Source organism: Chitinophaga eiseniae, assembly GCF_900167135.1.
Taxonomy (GTDB): domain Bacteria; phylum Bacteroidota; class Bacteroidia; order Chitinophagales; family Chitinophagaceae; genus Chitinophaga; species Chitinophaga eiseniae.
In genome coordinates this window covers 1-22,433 of the sequence record NZ_FUWZ01000013.1, presented here as the reverse complement: position 1 = coordinate 22,433, position 22,433 = coordinate 1, and the positions used below count along the sequence as shown (strand labels likewise).

At 52.5% G+C, this 22,433-nt stretch carries 7 protein-coding genes; all 7 read left to right on the top strand.

Annotation, left to right across the window (positions count from 1 at the left end):
• Positions 1-9 precede the first annotated feature (9 nt).
• Positions 10-7,518: a hybrid non-ribosomal peptide synthetase/type I polyketide synthase gene (locus tag B5D63_RS34270; protein WP_078673411.1), complete on the top strand. Its 7,509-nt coding sequence runs from the start codon at positions 10-12 to the stop codon at positions 7,516-7,518.
• A 17-nt stretch (positions 7,519-7,535) separates the two neighbouring features.
• Entirely contained in the window at positions 7,536-8,252 is a 717-nt protein-coding gene (locus B5D63_RS34265) for a thioesterase II family protein (RefSeq protein WP_078673410.1), read from the top strand.
• A 15-nt stretch (positions 8,253-8,267) separates the two neighbouring features.
• Positions 8,268-9,902: a cyclic peptide export ABC transporter gene (locus B5D63_RS34260; RefSeq protein WP_078673409.1), complete on the top strand. Its 1,635-nt coding sequence runs from the start codon at positions 8,268-8,270 to the stop codon at positions 9,900-9,902.
• Between the two features lie 40 nt (positions 9,903-9,942).
• Positions 9,943-14,325: a non-ribosomal peptide synthetase gene (locus B5D63_RS34255; protein WP_159456278.1), complete on the top strand. Its 4,383-nt coding sequence runs from the start codon at positions 9,943-9,945 to the stop codon at positions 14,323-14,325.
• Between the two features lie 132 nt (positions 14,326-14,457).
• On the top strand, positions 14,458-16,857 hold the full coding sequence (locus B5D63_RS34250) for an outer membrane beta-barrel family protein (protein ID WP_078673407.1): 2,400 nt from the start codon (positions 14,458-14,460) through the stop codon (positions 16,855-16,857).
• A 117-nt stretch (positions 16,858-16,974) separates the two neighbouring features.
• Positions 16,975-20,010, top strand: coding sequence for a type I polyketide synthase (locus B5D63_RS34245; protein ID WP_078673406.1), 3,036 nt, complete (start codon positions 16,975-16,977; stop codon positions 20,008-20,010).
• Positions 20,011-20,012: 2 nt separating this feature from the next.
• A partial coding sequence (locus tag B5D63_RS34240) for a non-ribosomal peptide synthetase (protein WP_143313356.1) occupies positions 20,013-22,433 on the top strand: 2,421 nt, incomplete at its 3' end.

The following is a 22,433-nucleotide window of genomic DNA, read 5'->3' as shown; positions in this document are numbered from 1 at the left end:
CATTTAAATATGAAGAAAGATATTGCCATCATCGGCATGTCCGGCAGGTTCCCGAAATCAGCCTCCATCCGGGAGCTGTGGGATAACCTGTACGGCGGCAAGGAACTGATCCACTTCTTCTCAGAGAAGGAACTGGAAGAGAAAGGCGTACCGCAGAGCGACCGTCAGCATCCTGGTTTCGTACGTGCGGGATCGTTTGTATCCGATACCGACAAATTTGATTATCCTTTGTTTCGCTACACCGTACATGAAGCGGGCATTATGGACCCTCAAACGAGGCTGATGCACCAGTTGGTGTGGGAAGCGCTGGAAGATGCCGGCTGTACGCCGGAGACCTATCACAAGAAAACAGGCATCTTCATGGGCGCCAATAAAAACCTGGCCTGGAGTGTGTACGCAACCGTTACCCCTGTGGCGCATGTGGACGACATGACTAAAAGGAAGCTTTCCAATCCTAACTTCATGGCCTCCCTGATCGCCTATAAATTCAATTTCAAAGGGCCTTGTTATTTTATCGATACCGCCTGCTCTACCTCCCTTAGCACTGCGCACCTGGCTTGCAGAAGCCTGCTGCTGAACGAGTGCGGGATCGCCGTAGTGGGCGGGGCGCGTCTTTCCAGTGATGAGGAGAAAGGTTACCTGCACCAGGAAGGGGGTATTACTTCCCGTGATGGCCACAATAAAACCTTTGACAGCACTTCTTCCGGTACTATTGCCTGCGATGCCGCCGGTGTAGTAATCCTGAAGCGCCTGGAAGATGCATTGCAGGATGGTGATGATATCTATGCCGTCATCAAAGGTTCCGCGATGAACAACGACGGCAGTGAGAAAGGCGGATACACCATGCCCAGCATACAGGGGCAGGCGGAGTGCATCCGACTGGCGCATAAGATTGCCGGCGTATCGCCGGCAGATATTACCTACGTGGAGGCCCACGGTACCGCAACAAGGATCGGCGATCCCATCGAGGTGGAGGCGCTCAATATCGCCTTCAATCATGACACTACGCATAAATGTGCGTTGAGCACGATCAAGTCCAACATGGGGCATGCCGATGAAGCCGCCGGCGTGTCGGGACTGATCAAAACCACACTGGCTATCCATCACCGCACCATACCGGCGAGCCTGCATTTTAACCAGGCTAACCCCGCTGTCAACTTCGCGGGCGGACCGTTTTATGTCAACGCCGGTACCGCTCCCTGGAGCAGCCGTGACGGAAGCCCGCTTACCGCAGGCATTAGCTCGTTTGGTATCGGCGGAACGAATGTGCATATGGTGTTGCAGGAGGCGCCGGCCGTGAACCGCAATACACAGGACAGCGGCCACCAGGTTTTTCGTATTTCCGCTGCCTCCCCGGAAGCGCTGGAGCGTTATGAAAAACGCCTGCTGGATTTCCTGCGGGAAAACCCTGGCGCAGATGCTAACAGTATCGCCTATACCCTGCAAACAGGCCGTCGCTCGCTGGACTATCGAAAATACCTGGTGGCTTCCGCCGTAGAGGGGTTGGCGAAGCAGTTGGCGTCCGGTGCAAAAACATATGCGGTTACGCCTGGTCATCACATGGTGTTTATGTTCTCCGGGCAGGGAGCGCAATACGTAAATATGGGCCGGGAGCTGTATGATAAATACCCGGCATTCAGGGAACAACTGGACAAGTGCCTGGACCTGCTGCACCAGTATAACAATGTTGATTACAAGTCTGTGCTTTTTCATGACCTGGATGACAAGCGGCTTCACGACACCCTGTATACCCAGCCATTGTTGTTTGTGCTGGAATATGCGCTGGCAAAGTGGCTGATGCAGCTGGGCGTCCGGCCGGATTATATGATAGGCCACAGCCTGGGGGAATATGTAGCGGCCACCATCAGCGGTGTTTTTGGTTTTGAAGATGCTGTCAGACTTATCTGCGAGCGCGCCGCATTGATGTCTGCCGTCGCAGCCGGAGAGATGCTCAGCGTAGCAGCGCCTCTCAGCCGCCTGGAAAAGGACTTGCCGGCAACGGTAGCAGTGGCCGCGGTAAATACACAGGATTCCTGTGTGCTGAGCGGCACCCGCGATGACATAGCAGTTGTAAAGGAAAAGCTGGCGCAGGCTGGCATTTCGGCCATCAGCTTACAAACCTCCCATGCTTTTCACTCGCCGATGATGGAGCCGGTGATTGCTCCTTTCAAAGCGGCCCTGGCGCAGGTGAAAATGAATACGCCGGAAATACCTTTTGTCTCCAATGTCAGCGGAAAAATCATTACCGCTGAACAGGCCGTATCCCCGGATTACTGGTGTGAACACCTGTTGTCCACCGTTTATTTTGAAAGAGGGCTGCAGACCCTGCTGGAACTGGACCGTCCCGTGTTCGTGGAGATCGGCCCCGGTCGCACGCTGGCTTCCTTCCTCAACAGGGCGAAAGGCTCCTCCGGCGAGGCAGCTGTTCTCACCACTATCCGCCACCAAAAGGACCAGGCCGCCGACACCCAGCATTTTGCCGGTTTCCTGGGCAATTTATGGGTGAACGGATATGACATTGACTGGAATATTTTTTATGGCAATAACAGGCCACTAAAGCTGCATCTGCCTACCTATGCCTTCGAGCCATTGGTGGTAACTTCCAAGGTAACGCTGTCGGACACCTTATTACAGCATCAGGGCTCGTCGGCAAAAACACTGGCGGACGCATTTTACATGCCGGCATGGAAGCATGTTCCTATGCCGGCCACAAGGGGGCCAGAAGAGCAAATCCTGTTTTTTAATGATGGGTCCCTTGCTGCCAGCCAGCTGTTGAAATCTCTGGTAGCTGCCGGCCACGAGGTAACAGCAGTGCTGAAATCGACCAGTTTCGATACAAGCATACCGGGCCACATATTTATTGATACCGCTTCAGAAGGTTGTATGGACCATCTCCTGGAGCACCTGCCGTCAAAAGCAGCGGAAACGGTAAATATCGTATATGCCTGGCCGTTGTCACTGCATGCGGGCCATCGGGAGGACTATCAACTGCTGCTGGAATTACTGAAAGTGTACCGGGATGTGAATGCCCGTTTCACCTTCCTCAGCGACCGGAATTTCCAGGTAAGCGGGAACGAGGCTGCCGGCAGCCTTCAACAACATACAGCCGCCCTGCTGCAGGTCGCCGCACAGGAGAACCCCGCCTTTAGTGCCACGGTGATCGACATAGATACGACTACGCTAACGGAAAAGGATATACAACTTATTCAGCAGGAAATAGCCCGCGTTCCCGCAGCAGAGAAGGTAGCCATCCGCTATGGCAGGAGATGGGAACTACGCTTCGAAGCCCTCGCAAAGGCCGCCGATATGCCGGCAATACTGCCGCAACAAGGCGTGTGTGTGATCGCTGGCAACCTGGACGAGCTGGTTTATTCCCTGGCGGAGATATTACAAACGGATTATGCGGCCAAAGTGGTAATCTGTACAGACAGCCATACCAGCGTGCCGAAGTCATATGATCAACTTAAAAGATTGCCCGGCGTTGCGCAGATCAGGCAGTTTGATCTTACCGATACTGATAGCTGGGTGGCGACGGTCGCCGCGATAGAAAATGAGTTTGGCAGCGTTAATGGTCTCATTCATGCCGCAAGATATAGCGGCGATATTACGCTGGTAAATGATATAACGCTTACCGGTATGGTGCATCATTTTGAGGCGCGGGTAGACGTACTGCAAACATTGCTGCGCGTGTTCCGGCACAGGCAGCTGGATTTTATCAGGGTATTCTCGACACTGTCTGCTTTCGTAGGTGGTATTTCCTACGGCCTGTACGCGTCAGCCGCCGCATTAATGGATGCACTGGCCCTGCAGGAACACCCGGGGCTGCCGCAACCGGTGGTCATCAACCCGGACCGTCTTCACAAGGATGCGCCCTGGATACAATACACTGATCTGCGGGAGATACTGCATATCTCTTTTGTTTACCCCGAGCTGCGTCAGGTAATAGTGTCAAAAAGGGAGGTGAACCGCCTGGCATCAGGACCGGAGGAAGAGGAAAAGCCTAAAACCCACGCCGCCATTAACCGCCGGCACCTGGATACCGGCTTCATAGCGCCGCAGTCACCGACGGAAATAAAGATCGCCGGAATGATGGAAGATATCTTCGGTGTAACAGGAATAGGAGCGGACGATGACTTTTTCGAAATGGGCGGCGACAGCCTCAAAGCGCTGATGCTTATCAATCGTATCCGCAGGGAAACCGGGGCCGACATTGCCATACAGGAAATGTTTGAAAATAAAACTACCGCCAGCCTGGCATTGCTCACCGACGAACGCCTCCGGCTGTTGCAGGGAGGAAATGCTGTAACGACCACAGCGCAGGATACGCTAATACCGGTATTGCCACCCAGCGATGGAGGCTATCCGTTGTCCAGTTCGCAGTACCGCCTCTGGATGCTGGACCAGCTGGAAAGCGGGTTGGCTGCCTATAACATCCACCGGCAGGTGGAGCTGAATGGCGACTATGACGTGAAAGCGTTTATCCGCGCTGTTTATGCCCTGCTGGACAGACATGAGATCCTGCGTACGTCCTTCCGCAAAGATGCCGCTCACCAGGTTAGGCAATGGATAACGCCAACGGAAGAACTGGATTTTCATATCACCTCCATGGATCTCCGTGGGGAAAGTGATCCAATGGCCGCCGCCAGGGAGCTGATCGCAGCCGATGTGAACCAGCCTTTCGACCTGGAAAATGCGCCGCTGCTGAGGGCTGCATTGCTACAGGTAGAAGATCACCGTTACATTTTTCATTACAATATGCATCATATCATCAGCGACGGCTGGTCGCTGGGCGTGATAGCGAATGATATCAATACTTTTTACCGGGCATTCGTGCAGGGCGCAGATCCGGCGCTGGAGCCCCTGAGGGTCCAATACCGTGATTATGCCTCCTGGCAGCTCGCGGAGCTGAACAGCGGGAAAGCCGCCACGTCACAACAATACTGGAAAAACCTGCTGCAGGGGGAATTGCCGCTGGTGGATTTTCCCTCAGCGCTTGCAAGGCCGGCCATCAAAACACAGCGCGGACATACCATAGAATGTTATCTCCCTGCTGACCTTACCCGGCAACTGAAATCCTTTGCCAGGGAACATGACGGCAGCCTGTTTATAGTATTGCTGGCCTTATGGGAAACGCTGGTATACCGCTACACTGGTCTGGAAGATGTGGTCACCGGCTCGGCCGTCTCCGGCCGTAACCATGCGGATATGGAAAACCAGATCGGTTTCTTCGTGAATACCATCGTATTCAGGAACCAGCCGGACCCGCGTGCCGGCTTCCTGCAACACTTCAGCCAGGTGAAGTCGCAGGCGCTTCAGAGCTATGCGCACCAGTCATATCCCTTTGACAGGATGGTAGAAGATCTCAACCCTAAAAGACAACTGAACAGAAACGCCCTCTTCGATATACTGCTCGTGTTGCAGAATACCGGAAAGAAGCAGGAGTTAGCCCAATTTACGCCTGATACAGCACAGTTTTATGACCGTGGCAATACGCCCGCTAAACTGGATATGGAATTGAATTTCGGAGAGGTAGGAGATTATCTTTCTTTCAGCATCAACTATCATCCGGAGGTATATGATGCAGCATTGGTACAAAGCATCATGCGTCACTTCAGTACCCTTGCATCGGCCTGTATGCAGCTGCCGGAAATGCCGCTGGGACAGCTGCCCCTGATCACGCCTGCAGAAATGGTATTGCTGGACCGTTTCAACGATACCGCCGTCGTTTATCCGCAGGCAGGATCGGTGGTAGACCTTTTCCTGCAACAGGTACAACAACTCCCGGAAAATGTTGCCGTCCGATTTAAGGACAATGCGCTCACTTACCGGGAGCTGGACCAGGCCAGCAACCGCTTTGCAGGCTATCTGCAGCAATACTTCGGGGTGGAAGCCGGTGCGCTCGTGGGGCTCTGCCTGTACAGAAGCGAGTGGATGCTGGTCGCCATTATGGGCATATTAAAAGCAGGCGCCGCCTATGTGCCTTTTGATCCGGACCAGCCGGAAGAGAGACTGGCATTCCTGAAACAGGACAGCGGTATCCGGGTATGCATCGATCAGCAGCAGCTGGAGCATTTCCTGCATTTGCTGCACGATCTGCCTACCACGGCTGTGCATATACGTACAGGCGATAACGATAACGCCTATGCGATCTATACTTCCGGATCTACCGGACAGCCTAAGGGCGTGCTTAACCACCACGCCGGTCTACGTAACCGCCTGATATGGATGCAGGAATACCTACGGCTGTCGCCTGCGGACGTGGTCCTTCAGAAGACGCCTTATACCTTCGATGTTTCTGTGTGGGAACTGCTGCTGCCCCTTATTTCCGGGGCCACGCTGGTGTTTGCCATACCGGATGGTCATAAAGATCCATACTATCTGCAGGAGGTGATCACGCAATACGGCATCACGGTGCTGCATTTTGTGCCATCGATGCTGCATCTGTTTATCGCCAGCCTCGGCGCCCGCCAGCTTTCTTCCGTTAAACATGTCGTATGCAGCGGAGAAGCCCTGCCCGGCAAAGTAGTCAGTGAGTTCAGGAAGAGGATGCCTGCGCGCATATATAACCTGTACGGGCCTACGGAGGCGGCTATCGACGTAACGGCGACAGACCTTACGGATGCAGATATCATCCATCAGGTGTCCATCGGTTTCCCGATCGCCAATACCAGGATCTACATTGTGAATGATGCCATGCAGCTGCAACCGCCGGGTATCGCCGGGGAGCTGCTGATAGGCGGCATACAGGTGGCCAAAGGCTATCTCAACAGGCCTGAGCTGACGGCTGCCAGATTTATTGACGACCCGTTTGTGCCAGGGGGACGCTTATACAAAACCGGCGATATCGCCCGCTGGAACACTGATGGCAGCATCGCCTACCTTGGCCGCGCAGACGGACAGGTAAAGATCCGTGGCAACCGTATTGAGCTGGGAGAGATCACCGCGCAGCTGCTGGCTAATCCATCTATCACCGACGCTGTTGTGAGCGTATCCACCAAAGACGGACTGGAGAAAGAGCTCGTGGCCTATGTTGTGTCGCCTGAAGAACAGAACGCCACCGCATTGCGGAAATACCTGCAGTCGAAATTACCGGAATATGAAATTCCCGCCTGGTTCATACAGCTCGATGCGCTGCCTTTGTCTGCCAACGGGAAGATCGATTTTAAGCAACTGCCGCCACCTGTTCATGCGTTAAAGACAGCCACTGCTTATGTCGCACCTGAGAATGATACAGAAAGCCGGCTGACGGAAATATTTGCAGCGGTGCTGGACCGGCCGGCCGGCGAAATCGGTACGCACGATAACTTCTTCGATCTCGGCGCCAATTCCATGAAATTGATTCGCGTCCTTGAACTTATCCGGCAGGAACTGGGAGTGGACATCAAACCAGTATATCTCTTTCAATATACGACCATCCACGACCTGGCGACCTGTCTTTTCGAGCAAACAAAACCGGAGAGTGAAATGGAAGACACGCTGATCTCCGATGAGATAGACAGCATGATAGACCTCATGTAAAATAAAAGGCTTTGGATATGATGCAGGTATTTATGTTACATTTTGCAGGAGGCAACTGTTACTCCTATGATTTTTTAAAACGCTTACTGCCTGTTGGCTTCCAGGGTATTCCCCTGGAACTTCCCGGCAGGGGCCGACGGATCAGCGAAGGGCTGCTTTACTCAAGGGCTGACGCAATAGCCGATTACAGCCGTCAGATCGCTGCGCTCAGAGATCCGGGGTGCAGCTATATCATCTACGGCCACAGCATGGGCGCAAGCCTGGGGCTGTATTTAGCCCGCGACTTCGAACAACAGAACGATCCGCCGGCCGCGTTGGTGGTGACCGGCAATGCCGGCCCGGGAATCTCTGATGAAGAGCCAGGATCACCCCAACGGTATTTGCTGGGCTATGAAGAATTTAAAGATGAGTTGCGGCGTTTGGGAGGCATTTCTGAGGAACTGCTGGCCAGCAAGGAACTGTATGATTTCTTCGAACCCATTATCAGAGCTGATTTCCAGATTGTCGATGAAGAGAAAGACCCTGATGATGAACTGACGGTCCATGTCCCCGTAATAGCCGTCATGGGCAGCGACGAAAAAAATGCGGACCAGATAGACAACTGGAAGAACTACGCCCGCGGCTATTTTAGCGGTAAAACCCTGCCGGGCAATCATTTCTTTATCTACGATTACGCGCAGGAACTGAAAAACACCATTGTTAACTCCAGGAAGCTGTTACTCCACGGCTTTTAAACTATATCAAGGACTATGTTGCAACTAAAAACAAGAAATGCCCTGTTTCTTTTGATGTACGCTGTTCCCAATACCATCCTGAGTTTCGGAATTGTATACATCATCAACAATGCCCTGGCGGGACAGAAAGGATTGCTGGGAGTGGATACCGGATGGCTGTTCCTTGGACTGGTCATCTGTACCTACGCGCTGAATATATTCTTTCAACGGCAGCTGAACCGGTATTCTTTCCATTTACTATATGAAAATGAGAAGCATGTTTTTGGAAAGATCCTGCGAAGCTCCCTTCCCAGGCTGGAGAAATTTGGGTCCAAACGCTTTTTTACAGCGGTGGAGGACCTGCGGACGTTCTCCTTTTTGCCATACGCCGTCACGCATACGGTCAACTCGCTGCTGATGCTCGTGTTGTGTATCATCTATATGTTTTCGTTGTCAGTGATCGCCGCCCTGGTAATTATATTGATGATCGCTGTATTAGCGGGCGTTTACCTGTATGTGGTCCGGGCCATGTCTAAAAAAGTACGCACACTGCGTAGTTACAATGAACAGTATTTTGAGTATGTAGATGATGTCATGAAAGGGTTCAAGGAATTGAAACTGAGTTTTTTCAGAAGAGAAAACCTGATGAACAAATTCCTGGTGCCTAACCGTAATAAAGCGCGGGACCTGGACTTCAGGATCAATTACATCTTTCTGTCTATCGGCCTGGTGAGCCAGTACGGACTGTACTTCGTGATAGGATTGGTGCTGTTTGTACTGCCGTTTACCGGATGGTTGTCCACGGCGGATATCATTGCGTATGTTGTCATGATCCTGTTTATATCCGGTCCTGTCAATAACCTGATCAACCTGCAGCAGATATTCACCCGTTTTCGTGTAGCCAACGGAAGGATCAAAAAATTCATGAGCGATTTTGAGATGCTTGAAGATGTGCCCGAACAGGCGCCTGAAATAAGTGCCGGGTTCAATGACCTGGTGTTTAAAAATATCCATTTTAACTACGACAACGATGCGGGCGAAACAATGTTTTCCCTCGGCCCCATTGACCTCCAGGTTAATAATAATGAAACCATCTTTATCATCGGCGGCAATGGCTCGGGGAAGAGTACATTTATCAATCTGTTGACGGGCCTTTACAAGCCCTCTGCAGGAGAAATTGTGCTCAATGGTGAGGATGGGCACTATTGCAGGGCGCAATTACAAAGCCTGATAGCGGCAGTGTTTACAGACAATCACCTGTTCTCACAGAACTACGAAACATTCAGCCTCGATGGCAACCCGGAGTACAGTCGCCTGTTACAGCTCATGCAGCTGGATAAGGTAGTCGGAGAAGACTCCGAAGCAGCAGCCCGGCGCAAATTTTCCAAGGGACAAAGCAAGCGCATGTCACTGATTTTCGCATTGCTGGAACAGAAGCCGGTCATTGTGCTGGACGAATGGGCGGCCGACCAGGACCCGCATTTCAGAAAATACTTCTACGAGATACTGTTGCCGCAACTGAAGCAGCAAGGGAAAACCGTTATCGCTGTCACCCATGATGACGCTTATTTCCATCTGGCCGACAGGATCGTAAAATTTGATAAAGGTATTATTGTGAAGGACGTACGGGTGAAAACGGATGTGCTGCATAGTGAAGCCATCTGGTCCTGATTTATAAAGCGGTCAGCATGACCGGTAAATGATTTTTTCCATGATGAAATTAACCCTTCCCCAGCAGGATATATACTATGAACAATTGTTGTTCCCTGACCTGCCCGTCAATAATATCGGTGCAAGGATCCGCATACGGGGAGCTATCCTGCTGCCTGTGCTGAATGCGGCACTTACCGCTATGATCAATGGCTCGGATGCCTGCCGTTCTGTTGTGGCAGATAGTGCTGAGGGTCCGCTGATGAAGGTGCTGCCCGAACAGGCGCATACCGTGGATTTTGTGGACCTGTCGCAGGAAGCCAACGCGGAGCAGGAGGCAGAGCGTTACATGCAGGCAGCCTTTGCGGCGCCCTTTGATCTTGCGGGCGGCAGATGGCTTTTCCGCTTTTCACTGCTGAAAGTGGCGGAAGAATCTTTTTGCCTCCTGGCTGTTTACCATCACCTGATCACAGACGGGTGGGGTTCTTCCCTGATGTTCAACCAGCTGGTAGCCAACTATAACCATCTGCTGGAAACCGGCGTGCTTCCGGCAAATGTTCCCCATGCCTACCAGGCATTTGCCAGGGAAGATGAAGCCTATCAGCGTCAGATGGCTTACCAGGAGGACCTTGCCTACTGGCGCGGCCGCTTTTCCACATTGCCGGCCGCGGTGTTCCATCGTTTGCCGGCCGCCGCAACCTCAGCTCATGGACGCCAGGCTTTCGATATTCCCGGAGAGAAGTACCAGGCGTTAAAAGCCCTGTCGCAAAAACTGGAATGCTCAATTTTCCATGTTATGCTGGCAGTACTGTATACGTATATCCATCGTCGTTATCAACAGCAGGATATCAGCTTTGGCCTGCCTGTATTGAACCGCAGCAATGCCGCATTCAAAAAAACAATCGGGCTTTTTATGGGTATTTCACCCTTACGGATGTACGTAGCGCCGGGAGACAGCTTCCGGACCCTTGCAGAGAAGGTGAAGGCGCAGCTGCGAAGCGACTACCGCCATCAGCGTTTCCCGCTGGGAAAGCTGGTCAAGGAGCTGGGTATTTTCCATGAACGGGAACGGTTGTTCAGCCTGACGGTCTCTTACGAAAAACAGGATTTTTCCGCTCATTTCCTGCATACCCGTACGAAGGTGCAGCCACACCCGCACGGAGCTGACCGTACAGCGCTGGCCATCGCCATCAGGGAACATGACGATGCCGGCGACGTGACCGTGCACTTTGACTACAATGGGGCTTATTTCAATGAAAGCAGCATGGCCCTGCTGATAACGCATTTCCGCGAAATACTGGATGCTGTATGTCTTGATCCCGAAGCTGTGGTAGGCAGCTACAGTTACCTGTCTGCCGGCGAGAAAGCAGCCCTGCGGCAGTTCAATGATACCGCCGCGGACTATGACCGCAACAGCACCTTCCTGTCTTATTTCCGGCAGCAGGTACAACATTTTCCGGGGAAGGTGGCGGTGAAAGATGAACATAACAGTTACACCTATACGGAGCTGGACAGGGCCGCAGGCAATATAGCCCGGCATATTGCCGCTATGGCGGGGGATAATGTGTCGCCGGTAGCCGTCATGCTGCCCCGCTCTGCCCGGCTGGTGGCCGTACTGCTGGGCGTGCTCAGATCAGGGCGGGCCTACATCCCGGTGGACCCGGATTTGCCGGAAGCGCGGACGCAATATATTCTCGAAAACAGTCAGCCTTCCCTGTTGATCGCTGCAACAGCCGTGGCGGAATACAATACCCTCCGGCCTGAAACGCTGCTGCTGCCTGCCCCGGCTGCGGAGCTGCCGCAGGTGACCGCTGCCACCAGCGCTTATATCATCTACACCTCCGGGTCAACTGGTAATCCCAAGGGCGTGGAAATAAGCCATGGCGCCCTGCTGAACCTCCTGTTGAGCATTATTTCCCGTCCGGGCATCGCGCCGGGAGATACGTTTTTCTCCGTTACCACGCCTTCTTTCGATATCTCCATACTGGAATTCTTCGGACCGCTCACGGCGGGCGCCACCGTATATGTTGCCGATCGCGGGCTGTTGTACCAGCCGGAGCAGATGATCGCACAGTTGCATACCATCGACCCCGATATTTTACAGGGAACTCCCGGCTTTTACCAGGTATTGTTCGATGCGGGATGGAAAGGCAGTCGGAAACTGAAACTGATGTGTGGCGGCGACCTGCTGAGCCAGGCCCTGGTAGCCAATATGCTATCGAAATGCGGAGAGGTATGGAACCTGTACGGTCCTACGGAAACAACGATCTACTCTACCTGTAAAAAACTGACTTGCCCTACAGATGCGGATATCATCGGGGCTCCTGTTAATAACACCCGCATCTATATCCTTCATCCTGATCTTTCACCGGCTGGCAAAGGTACGCCCGGCGCTATTTACATCGGCGGCGAAGGACTGGCGAAAGGGTATTTCCGTCAGCCCGAACTAACGCGCCGCCGCTTCATTCCGGATCCTTTTGTGCCCGGCCAGACAGTATATGAAACCGGCGACCTGGGATACTGGACGGATGAAGGCGAAATAAAATTTCTGGGTAGAAATGATTTCCAGGTGAAGATCCGCGGTTACCGCATAGAGCTGGGCGAGATAGAGACGCTGCTGCTGAAAAAGCCATCTGTGCGCAATGCCGTAGTGATAGCCCGGAAGCAGATAGGGCAGGAGGCATTTCTGGTGGCCTATCTTATTGCAGATAAGCCGGTAGATACGGCAGCGCTGATAGAAGCCCTGAAAGACGAGCTGCCTGAATATATGGTGCCCCGGGTGATTAAACAGGCCGACGCTTTTCCGCTGACGCCGAATAATAAAGTCGACCGGGGGCTGATGTCCGCCTGGGAGGTGGAGCCCGTACATGCCGGCAATGAACGGAAAATGGCCACCACGGCTTTGCAATACGAGTTGTGCAGGATGTATAAAGAAACACTGGCACTGAAACATTTGCCTGGCATCAATGAAGACTTCTTTTCCCTCGGCGGACACTCCATCAATGCCATGCGGCTGGTCAACCAGGTGCATCTGCTGGGGTACCCTGTTTCGATGAGGGACGTGTTCCATCATCCAACGGTGGAGGGGATGGCGCAGTATCTGGAAAAACAGGTGGTGGTGCAGCCGGTGAACGTCATCCCGCAGGCGCCGGTGGAGAAGGAGTTCCCGCTCACTCCGGGTCAGCAGGGCATCTGGCTGTCTGCTCAACAACACCCGGCCGGCGCGGCTCCATACAACGTTTTTGCGGTGTATGAAGTGACAGGGCGCCTGCATCCGGAGCGTCTGCAGGACGTGTTTGTCCGCCTGATAGAAAAATACGAGATACTGCGTACGAATTTCAGGGAAAAAGACGGACGGTCCTGCCAACTGGTAAAAGAGGCCGCGGCTGTCCGGTTCAGGATAGATCATTTAACGGCAATAGACTCGTGGGAAAGCGAGGTGGAGGCATACGTTAACCATCCCTTTGACCTGGAAAACGATCTGTTGCTGCGGATAGCGCTGATAGAGACAGGGGGGCGCCAGTTGCTGGCATTTTCCGGTCATCATATCATCCTCGACGGATGGTCGACAGCAGTACTGATCAACAAATTAGGAGAAATGTACCAGACCCCGGAGGCGCTACCGGAAGACGGCTTCCAGTTCCGGGACTATGTACCCTGGCAACAGCAGCGGTCGGCTTTGCAACAGCCTGGCTTCTGGGAGCAGTACCTGGATGGCTACGACTGGCAGCCCCTGCTGCCGCCCGATTTTTATAACGGCAACGGGCAGATGTCCGCTGTGGAATATACCTTCTCCTGGGATATGGCCACCCTGCAGGAGTTGAAGCAAACAGCCCGTGAGCTGAACAGTACCCTGCACGTACTGATGCTGTCAGCCTTCCTGGCGCTGGTACACAAAGTAACCGGCAAAGATGATATCTGTATCGGTACACTCAATTCAGGCCGCACCAGCCATGTGCTGCACCACCAGCCAGGTATGTTCGTAAAAACGCTGCCGCTGCGCGTACAGGACTTTGCTGTAGATATGGCAACGCTGCTGGACCGCGTGCATGCCATGACCCTTGACCTCGACACGCACCAGGATATTCCGGAAGCCGTGGCTGCCGATATACAACTGGACTGCCTTTTCGTGGTGCAACCACCTTCCTTTGACTATGACGAAATTTCCATAGGAGAAGAGATCACGCTGAAGTACCGGCATGTACGGTCGCTGCACAGCCGCCTGCCGCTGCTCGTGAACTGCATGGAAACAGCCAGCGGGCTGCAGGGGGTAGTGACCGCGAACGCCGACTGGTACGATAAAGACAATATTACGCTGCTGTTCCTTCGCTACGAAAAGCTGTTACAGGCTATCAACACCTCGCCACACGCAGACGTAGCCTCGCTGGATATCTCACTTGCCGTTGAAAATGAACAGGTGCCGGACATCGATTTTAGTTTCTGATAATGTACCGGAATTGTTTATTTTCATTTTCGGAACCCGAAGATGAGAACCCGTTAGAAAAATGTTACTGACAGCATAGAACCTTTCCCTTTAGGGAGCTTTGAGAATTAATGTTTAACCAACAGTTATTAGATGAAAATCTCAGTATTCGCCCTCTTTATTTCGTTTGCCCTTTTTTGTTTCAATGTGCCGGCTGACGCACAACAGGTGACCACCGTCAAAGGGAAGATCGTTAATCCTGCCAATGAACCGCTCATTGGTAACGTGATCCTGTTATCCGCTCCGGATTCTGCCTTCGTGAAAGGCGCCGCTTTTGCAGACGGGAACTTTGAGCTGACAGGCATCAACCGCAAGGAGTTTTTTCTGAAGTTTAACTCCCTGCAATTTCCGGACACCGTTATCAGGGTGCAATACAAGGGAGAAGCCCAGCTGAACCTGGGCACCATCCTCGTGGCCAGGTCCAAATATCATCTTAATGAAGTACAGGTGGTAAGCAATACCCCGCTGGTAAGATATTCCAACAATGGTACGGTAGAAGTAAATGTGGCCAATACCGCCCTCGCAGCCAGCAATTCGGTTACGGAAATACTTACCCGCTCGCCTAACGTATTGGAGTCTGAAGGACGTTTCAGTGTGTTTGGCAAAGGAGAAGCCATTATTTACCTGAACGGTAAACAGATCACCGCGGAAAGACTTGCTTCGATCCCTACTTCCCAGATATCGAAGATCGAGATCATTGGTAACCCCTCCGCAAAATATGATGCGGAAGGAAAAGCCGTGATCAACGTCGTTACCAAAGTAAAAACAGATGAAGGCCTGATGGGTACTTTCAATCAGTTTCTTACCCATAGCCCGTTCGGAGGGTCCAATGCCAGTTCCTCCCTCGATTTAAGTTATATGAAAGGAAGATTGTCGCTCGTTGGTAACTACGCTATCCTCTGGGGAGACACCAAAGAAAGGCTGCATACCATCCGCTCCCGGTCGGCTGCAGACGACTATATGAACTCCGATTTGTGGACTGACTGGAACAGGAAGATGAAAAATTATTCCAACTACGGACTGGGAGCACAATATAACTTCAGTGAGAAATCAAACCTCTCTCTGGCTTACAGCGGTTATCTTGAGAAACTGGGAGGCACCACCAACAGCCGCAACGCTATCGATAACAAAACGGACAAGAGCTACTACACCAGCGGTATCAACAAAGATGACCGTCGCTGGAATCACTCCGCGACCCTGAACTATAACCTGAAAACAGATACCCTCGGAAGCACCCTGTTTATAGGAACACAGTATTCGAAATTCAATTCCGATATCAATGATTTTATAGAAGAAAACAGTGAGGTGAATGGGGCAAAAGGACTTCGTTTCCTGAAAAACCTGGTGGACCAGGAGATTTCCATATCTACCACACAGGCAGACTACGCGAAGGTGTTTGCTTCCGGCAACCGGCTGGAAATAGGCGCCAAGTTCAGCTATGTTGAAAACACCTCCGGTACCAATTTTTTCACCGGTCCCGATGGGAGCAACTTTAAACGCGATTCCGGTCTTTCCAATAAATTCAGATATGCGGAGAAAATCCCTGCTGCCTATATCAGCTATAGCGGCACCTTTGCCAGGAAAGTGAATTATAACCTGGGCGCCAGGGGAGAGTGGACGAACTACGACCTGACCACCAGCGCCAACAGCGGGCAGTCGCTGTCGGACAGCTATTTCAATATCTTCCCGAATGCTTCCGTTTCTGCTACGCTGACGAACAAGCTGAAACTGCGTGCGGCCTATTCTTCCAGGATCACCCGCCCGCGCTATCAATCGCTTAACCCGCTGGTGATATACCAGGACCCTTTTACAACCATAGAAGGTAATCCCAACCTGATCCCCGAGAAAACACATTCCTTCGAAGTGGGCGCCAACTATAGCGACTACGACCTGAAGATCGGGTATAATTACACCATTGATCCTATCGATGCTGCAGCGCTGAGAGGCAACACGCCCAACAGTTATGTGCTGAAAGCCATCAATCTCTACAGGGGGCATTTGTATTCCGCGACCCTGTCCAAATCCTTCAGCGTGCGTAAATGGTGGAGCTCCGTGAACAGCGTGAGTTTGAACTATCTTAAACAGGTAGACAATAAATATAATTTTGAGCTGCTGACCCCCAAACCGCAGATCTACCTCTACACCAGCAATACCTTTACAGTGCCGGATCTTTTCCGGATACAGCTGCTGGCCTGGTATGCAGGGGATAAATACTCCGGACTGTACTACGATAAGCATCGTGCTACCGTCACCCTCGGTGTTGAAAGGGATTTCCTGCGGAATAAACTCCGCCTGAAATTACTGGCCAACGATATCTTCCACAGTACTGCATCCAGAGGCAATTATAATGTAGGTAAAACCTATATTTTCTTTGACAGGACCTATAGCACCAATTACTTCCGTTTTATTCTTACCTATAATTTTGGTAAGCTGACCAAAACGGATTTCAAAAACAGGGCTACCGGCCAATCTGAGAATAACAGGGCCAACTGATTTTAATTCATTTTACTGATGATAACTGATCGCCGTCCTCCCCAGGGACGGCAATCAGCGATGTATTGTTTAATTGTCACCCCATCCCCTTATAACTGCATAAAACTTTTATTGTAAATGGAAAAGTCATCCAGGAAAAAGGACATTGCCATCATTGGCATGTCAGGGCGTTTCCCGCAGTCGAGAGACTTGTTGTCTTTCTGGAAAAACCTGGCAGACGGAAAGGAACTGGTTCATTTCTTTTCCGGTGAAGAGCTTAAGGCTTTACAGGTGGCGCCTGAGATATATAACAATCCGGCGTTTGTGCCGGCCGCCTCGTTTATAGATCAGCCGGGTAGTTTCGACTATAACTTCTTCGGTTATACGAAAGAAGAGGCTGCGGTGCTGGACCCGCAGATCCGCATCATGCATGAGCTGGTGTGGTCTGCGCTCGACGATGCCGGTTATGCTGCCGCAGAACAGGAAACGACAGGACTCTACCTCGCGGCTTCCGATAACCTGAACTGGCGCGCCTACAGGATGTTGCACCCTGTTGCCGGCGTGAGTGCGTTTCTGGCCAGCCGGATGGCCAACAAGGATTTCATCAGCACATTGATTGCCTATAAGCTTGGACTGAAAGGCCCTGGCTACCTGGTAGATACGGCCTGTTCAGGCTCACTCAGCGCGGTGCATATCGCCTGCCGCAACCTGTTGCTGAAAGAATGCAGCATCGCAGTAGCGGGCGGCGTGAGCGTGGCCAGCTATGAGCCTAAGGGTTACCTGTTCCAGGAGGGGCTGATCGCCTCCTCCGATGGTCACTGCAGGGCCTTTGATGAAAAGGCTTCCGGAACGGTATGGGGAGAAGGCGCCGGTGTGGTCGTACTCAAAAGATTTGATGATGCCGTCCGTGACAATGATCATATTTATGCGGTGATCAGGGCGAGTGCCGTGAACAACGATGGTCGCCGTAAAGTCGGTTATACCGCTCCCAGTATTGAGGGGCAGGCCGAATGTGTTCGTTTGGCGCATCGCGTTGCCGAAGTGACGCCCGACTCCATCAGTTACATTGAAACACATGGCACCGGTACTCGCCTCGGTGATCCTACTGAAATAGAGGCGCTGAACAAAGCATTCGGCTATAATACCCAACATCGCTGTGCTATTGGCGCTGTGAAGACGAATATCGGTCACCTGGATGCCGCGGCAGGTATTGCAGGTCTTATCAAGGCAGCGCTGGCGTTGAAGCATCAACAACTTCCTCCTTCGCTGCATTATACCAAAGCGAACCCCGAGATCAATTTTGCAGGAGGGCCGTTTTATGTGAACAGCCGGTTGACCCACTGGGAACATGCTGCCACAATGCCTCGCAGGGCTGGTGTGAGCAGCTTCGGTATAGGTGGTACCAACGTACATATTGTCCTGGAGGAAGCTCCGGCAGCAACCGAAACGGCCGCCGTCAGCGCTCCGTTGCTGCTCTCCGCCAAAACAGCAGCCTCGTTGAATGACTACAAGCTGCAACTGGCGGATTTCCTGGAGCATCATCCGCATGGCAACATAGCAGATGTGGCTTATACGCTGGCCACCGGCCGTCAGCATCATCGTTACCGCGAAAGTATTGCTGCCGCCGGTTTACAGGACTTGTTATCAAAGCTGAGGAGCACCCCGGCCCGAAGTGTGGTAGCAGCAAATGTGAAGACCGTTTTTATGTTCCCCGGCCAGGGAACACAGTATTTCCGCATGGCGGCGGATTTATACCGCCTGCAGCCGCATTTCCGGGAGGTGATGGACAAGGGGTTTGCAGTACTGCAACCGCTGCTGGGCCTGGACCCGGCGTCCATACTGGGTTATATTAACGAAGCGCCGGCAGACGACCGTGCTGTTCATCAAACCGTTTATACGCAGCCACTGTTGTTCCTCGTGGAGTATGCACTGGCCGATTTGTTTTTGCAATCAGGCATAAAGCCTGCCGCGATGATAGGGCATAGCCTTGGTGAATATGTGGCCGCTTGTATCAGCGGGGTATTCAGTATGGAGGACGGACTGCGCATCGTTACGGAAAGGGCCCGCCTGATGTATGCGTTGGCCCCTGGCGCAATGCTGGCGGTGCAGGCAAGCGGGGAACAGGTGCAGCCTTTCCTGACGCCGGGACTGTCGGTGGCTGCCATCAATACGCCCGGTACCTGTGTGTTGGCAGGCCCGATGCCTGAAGTGGAGCAGATCGCCGAAAAGTTGCAGGCGGAGGCTATCTCCACGGTCAGGTTAAATACCTCTCATGCATTTCACTCTGCCATGATGGACGATATGCTCCCTGCTTTCCGTACCTGGATGGCCGGTTATCAACTCTCGGCGCCCGCTATTCCCTATTACTCTAATCTCAGTGGACAGCTGATCACCGCGGAACAGGCTACTTCACCGGATTACTGGGTAGCGCATCTCAGGCATACCGTACTGTTTGCAGAGGGCCTGGCGGCACTGCTGCAGCAGCTTCCGAAGGAGGCCGTTTTCATCGAAGTGGGTCCGGGGAAAACGCTTACCGGCTTACTGAAACATCAACCGGGTTACCAGGAGTCCTTTATTCCCGTTGCCACCATCCGTACCTTAAAAGAACAGGTGAATGATAACGAATATATGCAGCTGGCGTTGGCCACCTGTTGGAAGCATGGAGTAAAAGTGAACTGGCAGGCGATATATAAGAATGCGGCAGTAAGAAAGATCATGTTGCCGTTATACTGTTTTCAGCAAACGGCATTGCCTGCAAGGGTAGATCCTTTCAGTCAACTGCAGGCCGGCGCTCATATGATACAGCCCGAGACACTGCCGGCATCACCGGAAACCGGGGTGGTATCGGTTGCGGACACACGCAGCAGGCCGGAAGAGCTGGGAGATCCGGTAGCGCCGCAGAATGAAATACAATCCCGTTTGTGTGAACTATGGTGCCAGTTTTTTGGAATAGAGACTATCGGTATCACAGACGATTTCTTTTTACTGGGAGGCGATTCACTGCGCGCAATGTCCCTGCTGGGCAAGATCCAAAAAGAATTCAGCGTGGAAATGAATATCCAGGATTTTTATACCGACGCCAACATACAGCGTATCAGCCGCGAAATAGAAATTATGACGCGCCTTACGGCTACGAGAAAAGTTACCCGGCAAACCAAAAAAATTAAAATATAGCTATGGATATCCTTGATTTATTAGCAGAGCTGGAAAAGAACAGTATTTATGTTGCACTGGACGAAGATGACCTGCAGGTAAGCTTTGAGCAGGATGATATTGAAGACAGGCACATTGATCTTTTGCGGGCGCATAAACCGCAGATCATTTCCTACCTGAAAAAATATGCCGCTGGTAAGACGTTCGCGGCGATACCTCCCGCGCCGGCGCAGTATAGCTATCCTTTGTCGCCCAGCCAGCAGCGCCTGTGGGTGCTTAGCCAGCTGGATGCCGGCAGTCTCGCTTATAACCTACCGTTTTCCATGGAACTGAACGGCGATTTTAATATCGATATTTTCTCCCGTGCAATGGAGGTCATCATCGAGAGGCATGAAATATTGCGTACGGTATTCCGGGAAGATGAATCGGGCATGCCCAGGCAGTTTATCCTTTCGCCGGCGCAACTAGCCTTCAATATCACCCGTCTGGACCTCCGCAGTTCTCCCGATCCCCGGGAGGAAACCCGGGTTTATATCGCGGCAGACTCGGCCACGCTCTTCGATCTGCAAAAGGGACCGCTGCTGAGAATGGCACTGTTGCAGGTGACAGAAGAGACCTATGTTTTTTACTACAACATGCACCATATCATCAGCGATGGCTGGTCCATGGATGTATTGGGACGGGATGTGATCGGCTGCTACCGTGCGCTGGCGGCAGGCCTTACACCTGCATTGCCGCCACTGGCGATCCAGTACAAGGATTATGCGGTGTGGCAGCACGAACAATTGCATACGGCAGCCGGTATAGCGGCAAAAACATACTGGAAGGAGTTGTTGTCCGGTGAATTGCCGGAATTGTCTTTGCCCGGCAGTAAGTCGCGCCCCGCGGTGAAGACTTTCTCCGGCAGGAGGTGCCGTACCTGCCTGTCGCCGGAACTTACCGCGCAGCTCCGGTCTTTCACCCGTGCAGAGGGAGGAAGCCTTTTTATGACGTTGCTGGCTGCCTGGAAGGTGTTACTGTACCGTTACACCGGGGAGCAGGATATCATCATCGGTACGCCTGCAGCAGGCAGAAACCACGCTGATCTCGAAAACCAGATAGGGTTTTATGTGAATACACTGCCGCTGCGCAACAAGGTGAACGGGCAGTCTTCCTTTGAAGCATTTGTCCGGCAGTTAAGGACAAATACGCTCCAGGCCTATACACACCAGGCTTACCCGTTTGATGACATCCTGCAGGACGTCGGTGTCCGCCGCAATACCAGCAGGAGTGCGATTTTTGATGTGATGGTCGCCTTACAGAACATCGGTGAGAAAAATACCGGCACGGCCACATCGGCGGTAGTTGATACGATCACGGATATGGGCCATTGTTATGCTAAGTTTGACATGGAGATCAATATCTACGAGGAAGGAGAGGCGCTAAGCATGGTCGTTGATTACAACACAGATGTTTTTCATGAGCACCAGGTAAAGCAGTTGCTGAACCACTTTAAACAGCTGACCTCCATTATGCTGGAGCGTCCCGGGCTGCCTATTGATACCATAGATTTCCTCACCGCCGCGGAAAAAGAACAATTGCTGCAAGGCTTCAATGACACTGCCGTCACCTATGCACCGGAAAAAACTGTCCTGGACCTGTTCCGCGAGGCAGTATCAACATCGCCGGATAATAAAGCGGTTGTTTACGAAGACCGTGTACTGAAATACAGGGAGCTGGATACACTGAGCAATCAGCTGGCGCACTATCTGCAAAGTCGTCATCAGCTGGAAAGCGGCGTGCTGGCAGGTATCCTGCTGGAGCGCAGCGAATGGCTTCCTGTAACGATCATGGCTATCCTGAAATGCGGCGCCGCCTATGTGCCACTGGATGTGCATTATCCGCAGGAGCGGATCGATTATATAAGGCAGGACGGTAACATCGGGGTAGTTGTAGATGCCGCCCTGCTGGCGGATTTCAGGAAGGAGCAGCTGCAGTACAGCGGGGATCTGGCACTGCCTGCGCTCACAGGCGCTTCGCTGGCCTACTGTATTTATACTTCCGGTTCTACCGGTCATCCTAAGGGGGTATTGAACCTGCACGAAGGTTTGTACAACCGTCTGCTGTGGATGAAGGAAGACCTGCGCATCGGGCCGTCGGACATCTTCCTGCAAAAAACACCTTACACCTTCGACGTGTCGGTATGGGAACTGCTGCTGCCTTTTATCAGCGGTAGCTGTCTGGTGATCGCGCGTCCGGAAGGGCACAAGGACCCGCAGTACCTGCAACAGCTTATTGCGCAGGAAGGCGTAAGCATCATTCACTTTGTGCCTTCCATGCTGGGTGCTTTCCTGGCTGATTACCAGACCGGCGCCACCCCGCTGCGGCATGTAGTATGCAGCGGCGAAGAGCTGCCTGCGGTGATGGTGTCGCAGTTCCGCGCACTGCTGCCCGGAGTGCGCATA

Excerpts from the sequence above, each read along its gene's own strand:
- B5D63_RS34270 (WP_078673411.1), top strand. The coding sequence starts at position 10 with ATGAAGAAAGATATTGCCATCATCGGCATGTCCGGCAGGTTCCCGAAA.
- B5D63_RS34265 (WP_078673410.1), top strand. The coding sequence starts at position 7,536 with ATGATGCAGGTATTTATGTTACATTTTGCAGGAGGCAACTGTTACTCC.
- B5D63_RS34260 (WP_078673409.1), top strand. The coding sequence starts at position 8,268 with ATGTTGCAACTAAAAACAAGAAATGCCCTGTTTCTTTTGATGTACGCT.
- B5D63_RS34255 (WP_159456278.1), top strand. The coding sequence starts at position 9,943 with ATGATGAAATTAACCCTTCCCCAGCAGGATATATACTATGAACAATTG.
- B5D63_RS34250 (WP_078673407.1), top strand. The coding sequence starts at position 14,458 with ATGAAAATCTCAGTATTCGCCCTCTTTATTTCGTTTGCCCTTTTTTGT.
- B5D63_RS34245 (WP_078673406.1), top strand. The coding sequence starts at position 16,975 with ATGGAAAAGTCATCCAGGAAAAAGGACATTGCCATCATTGGCATGTCA.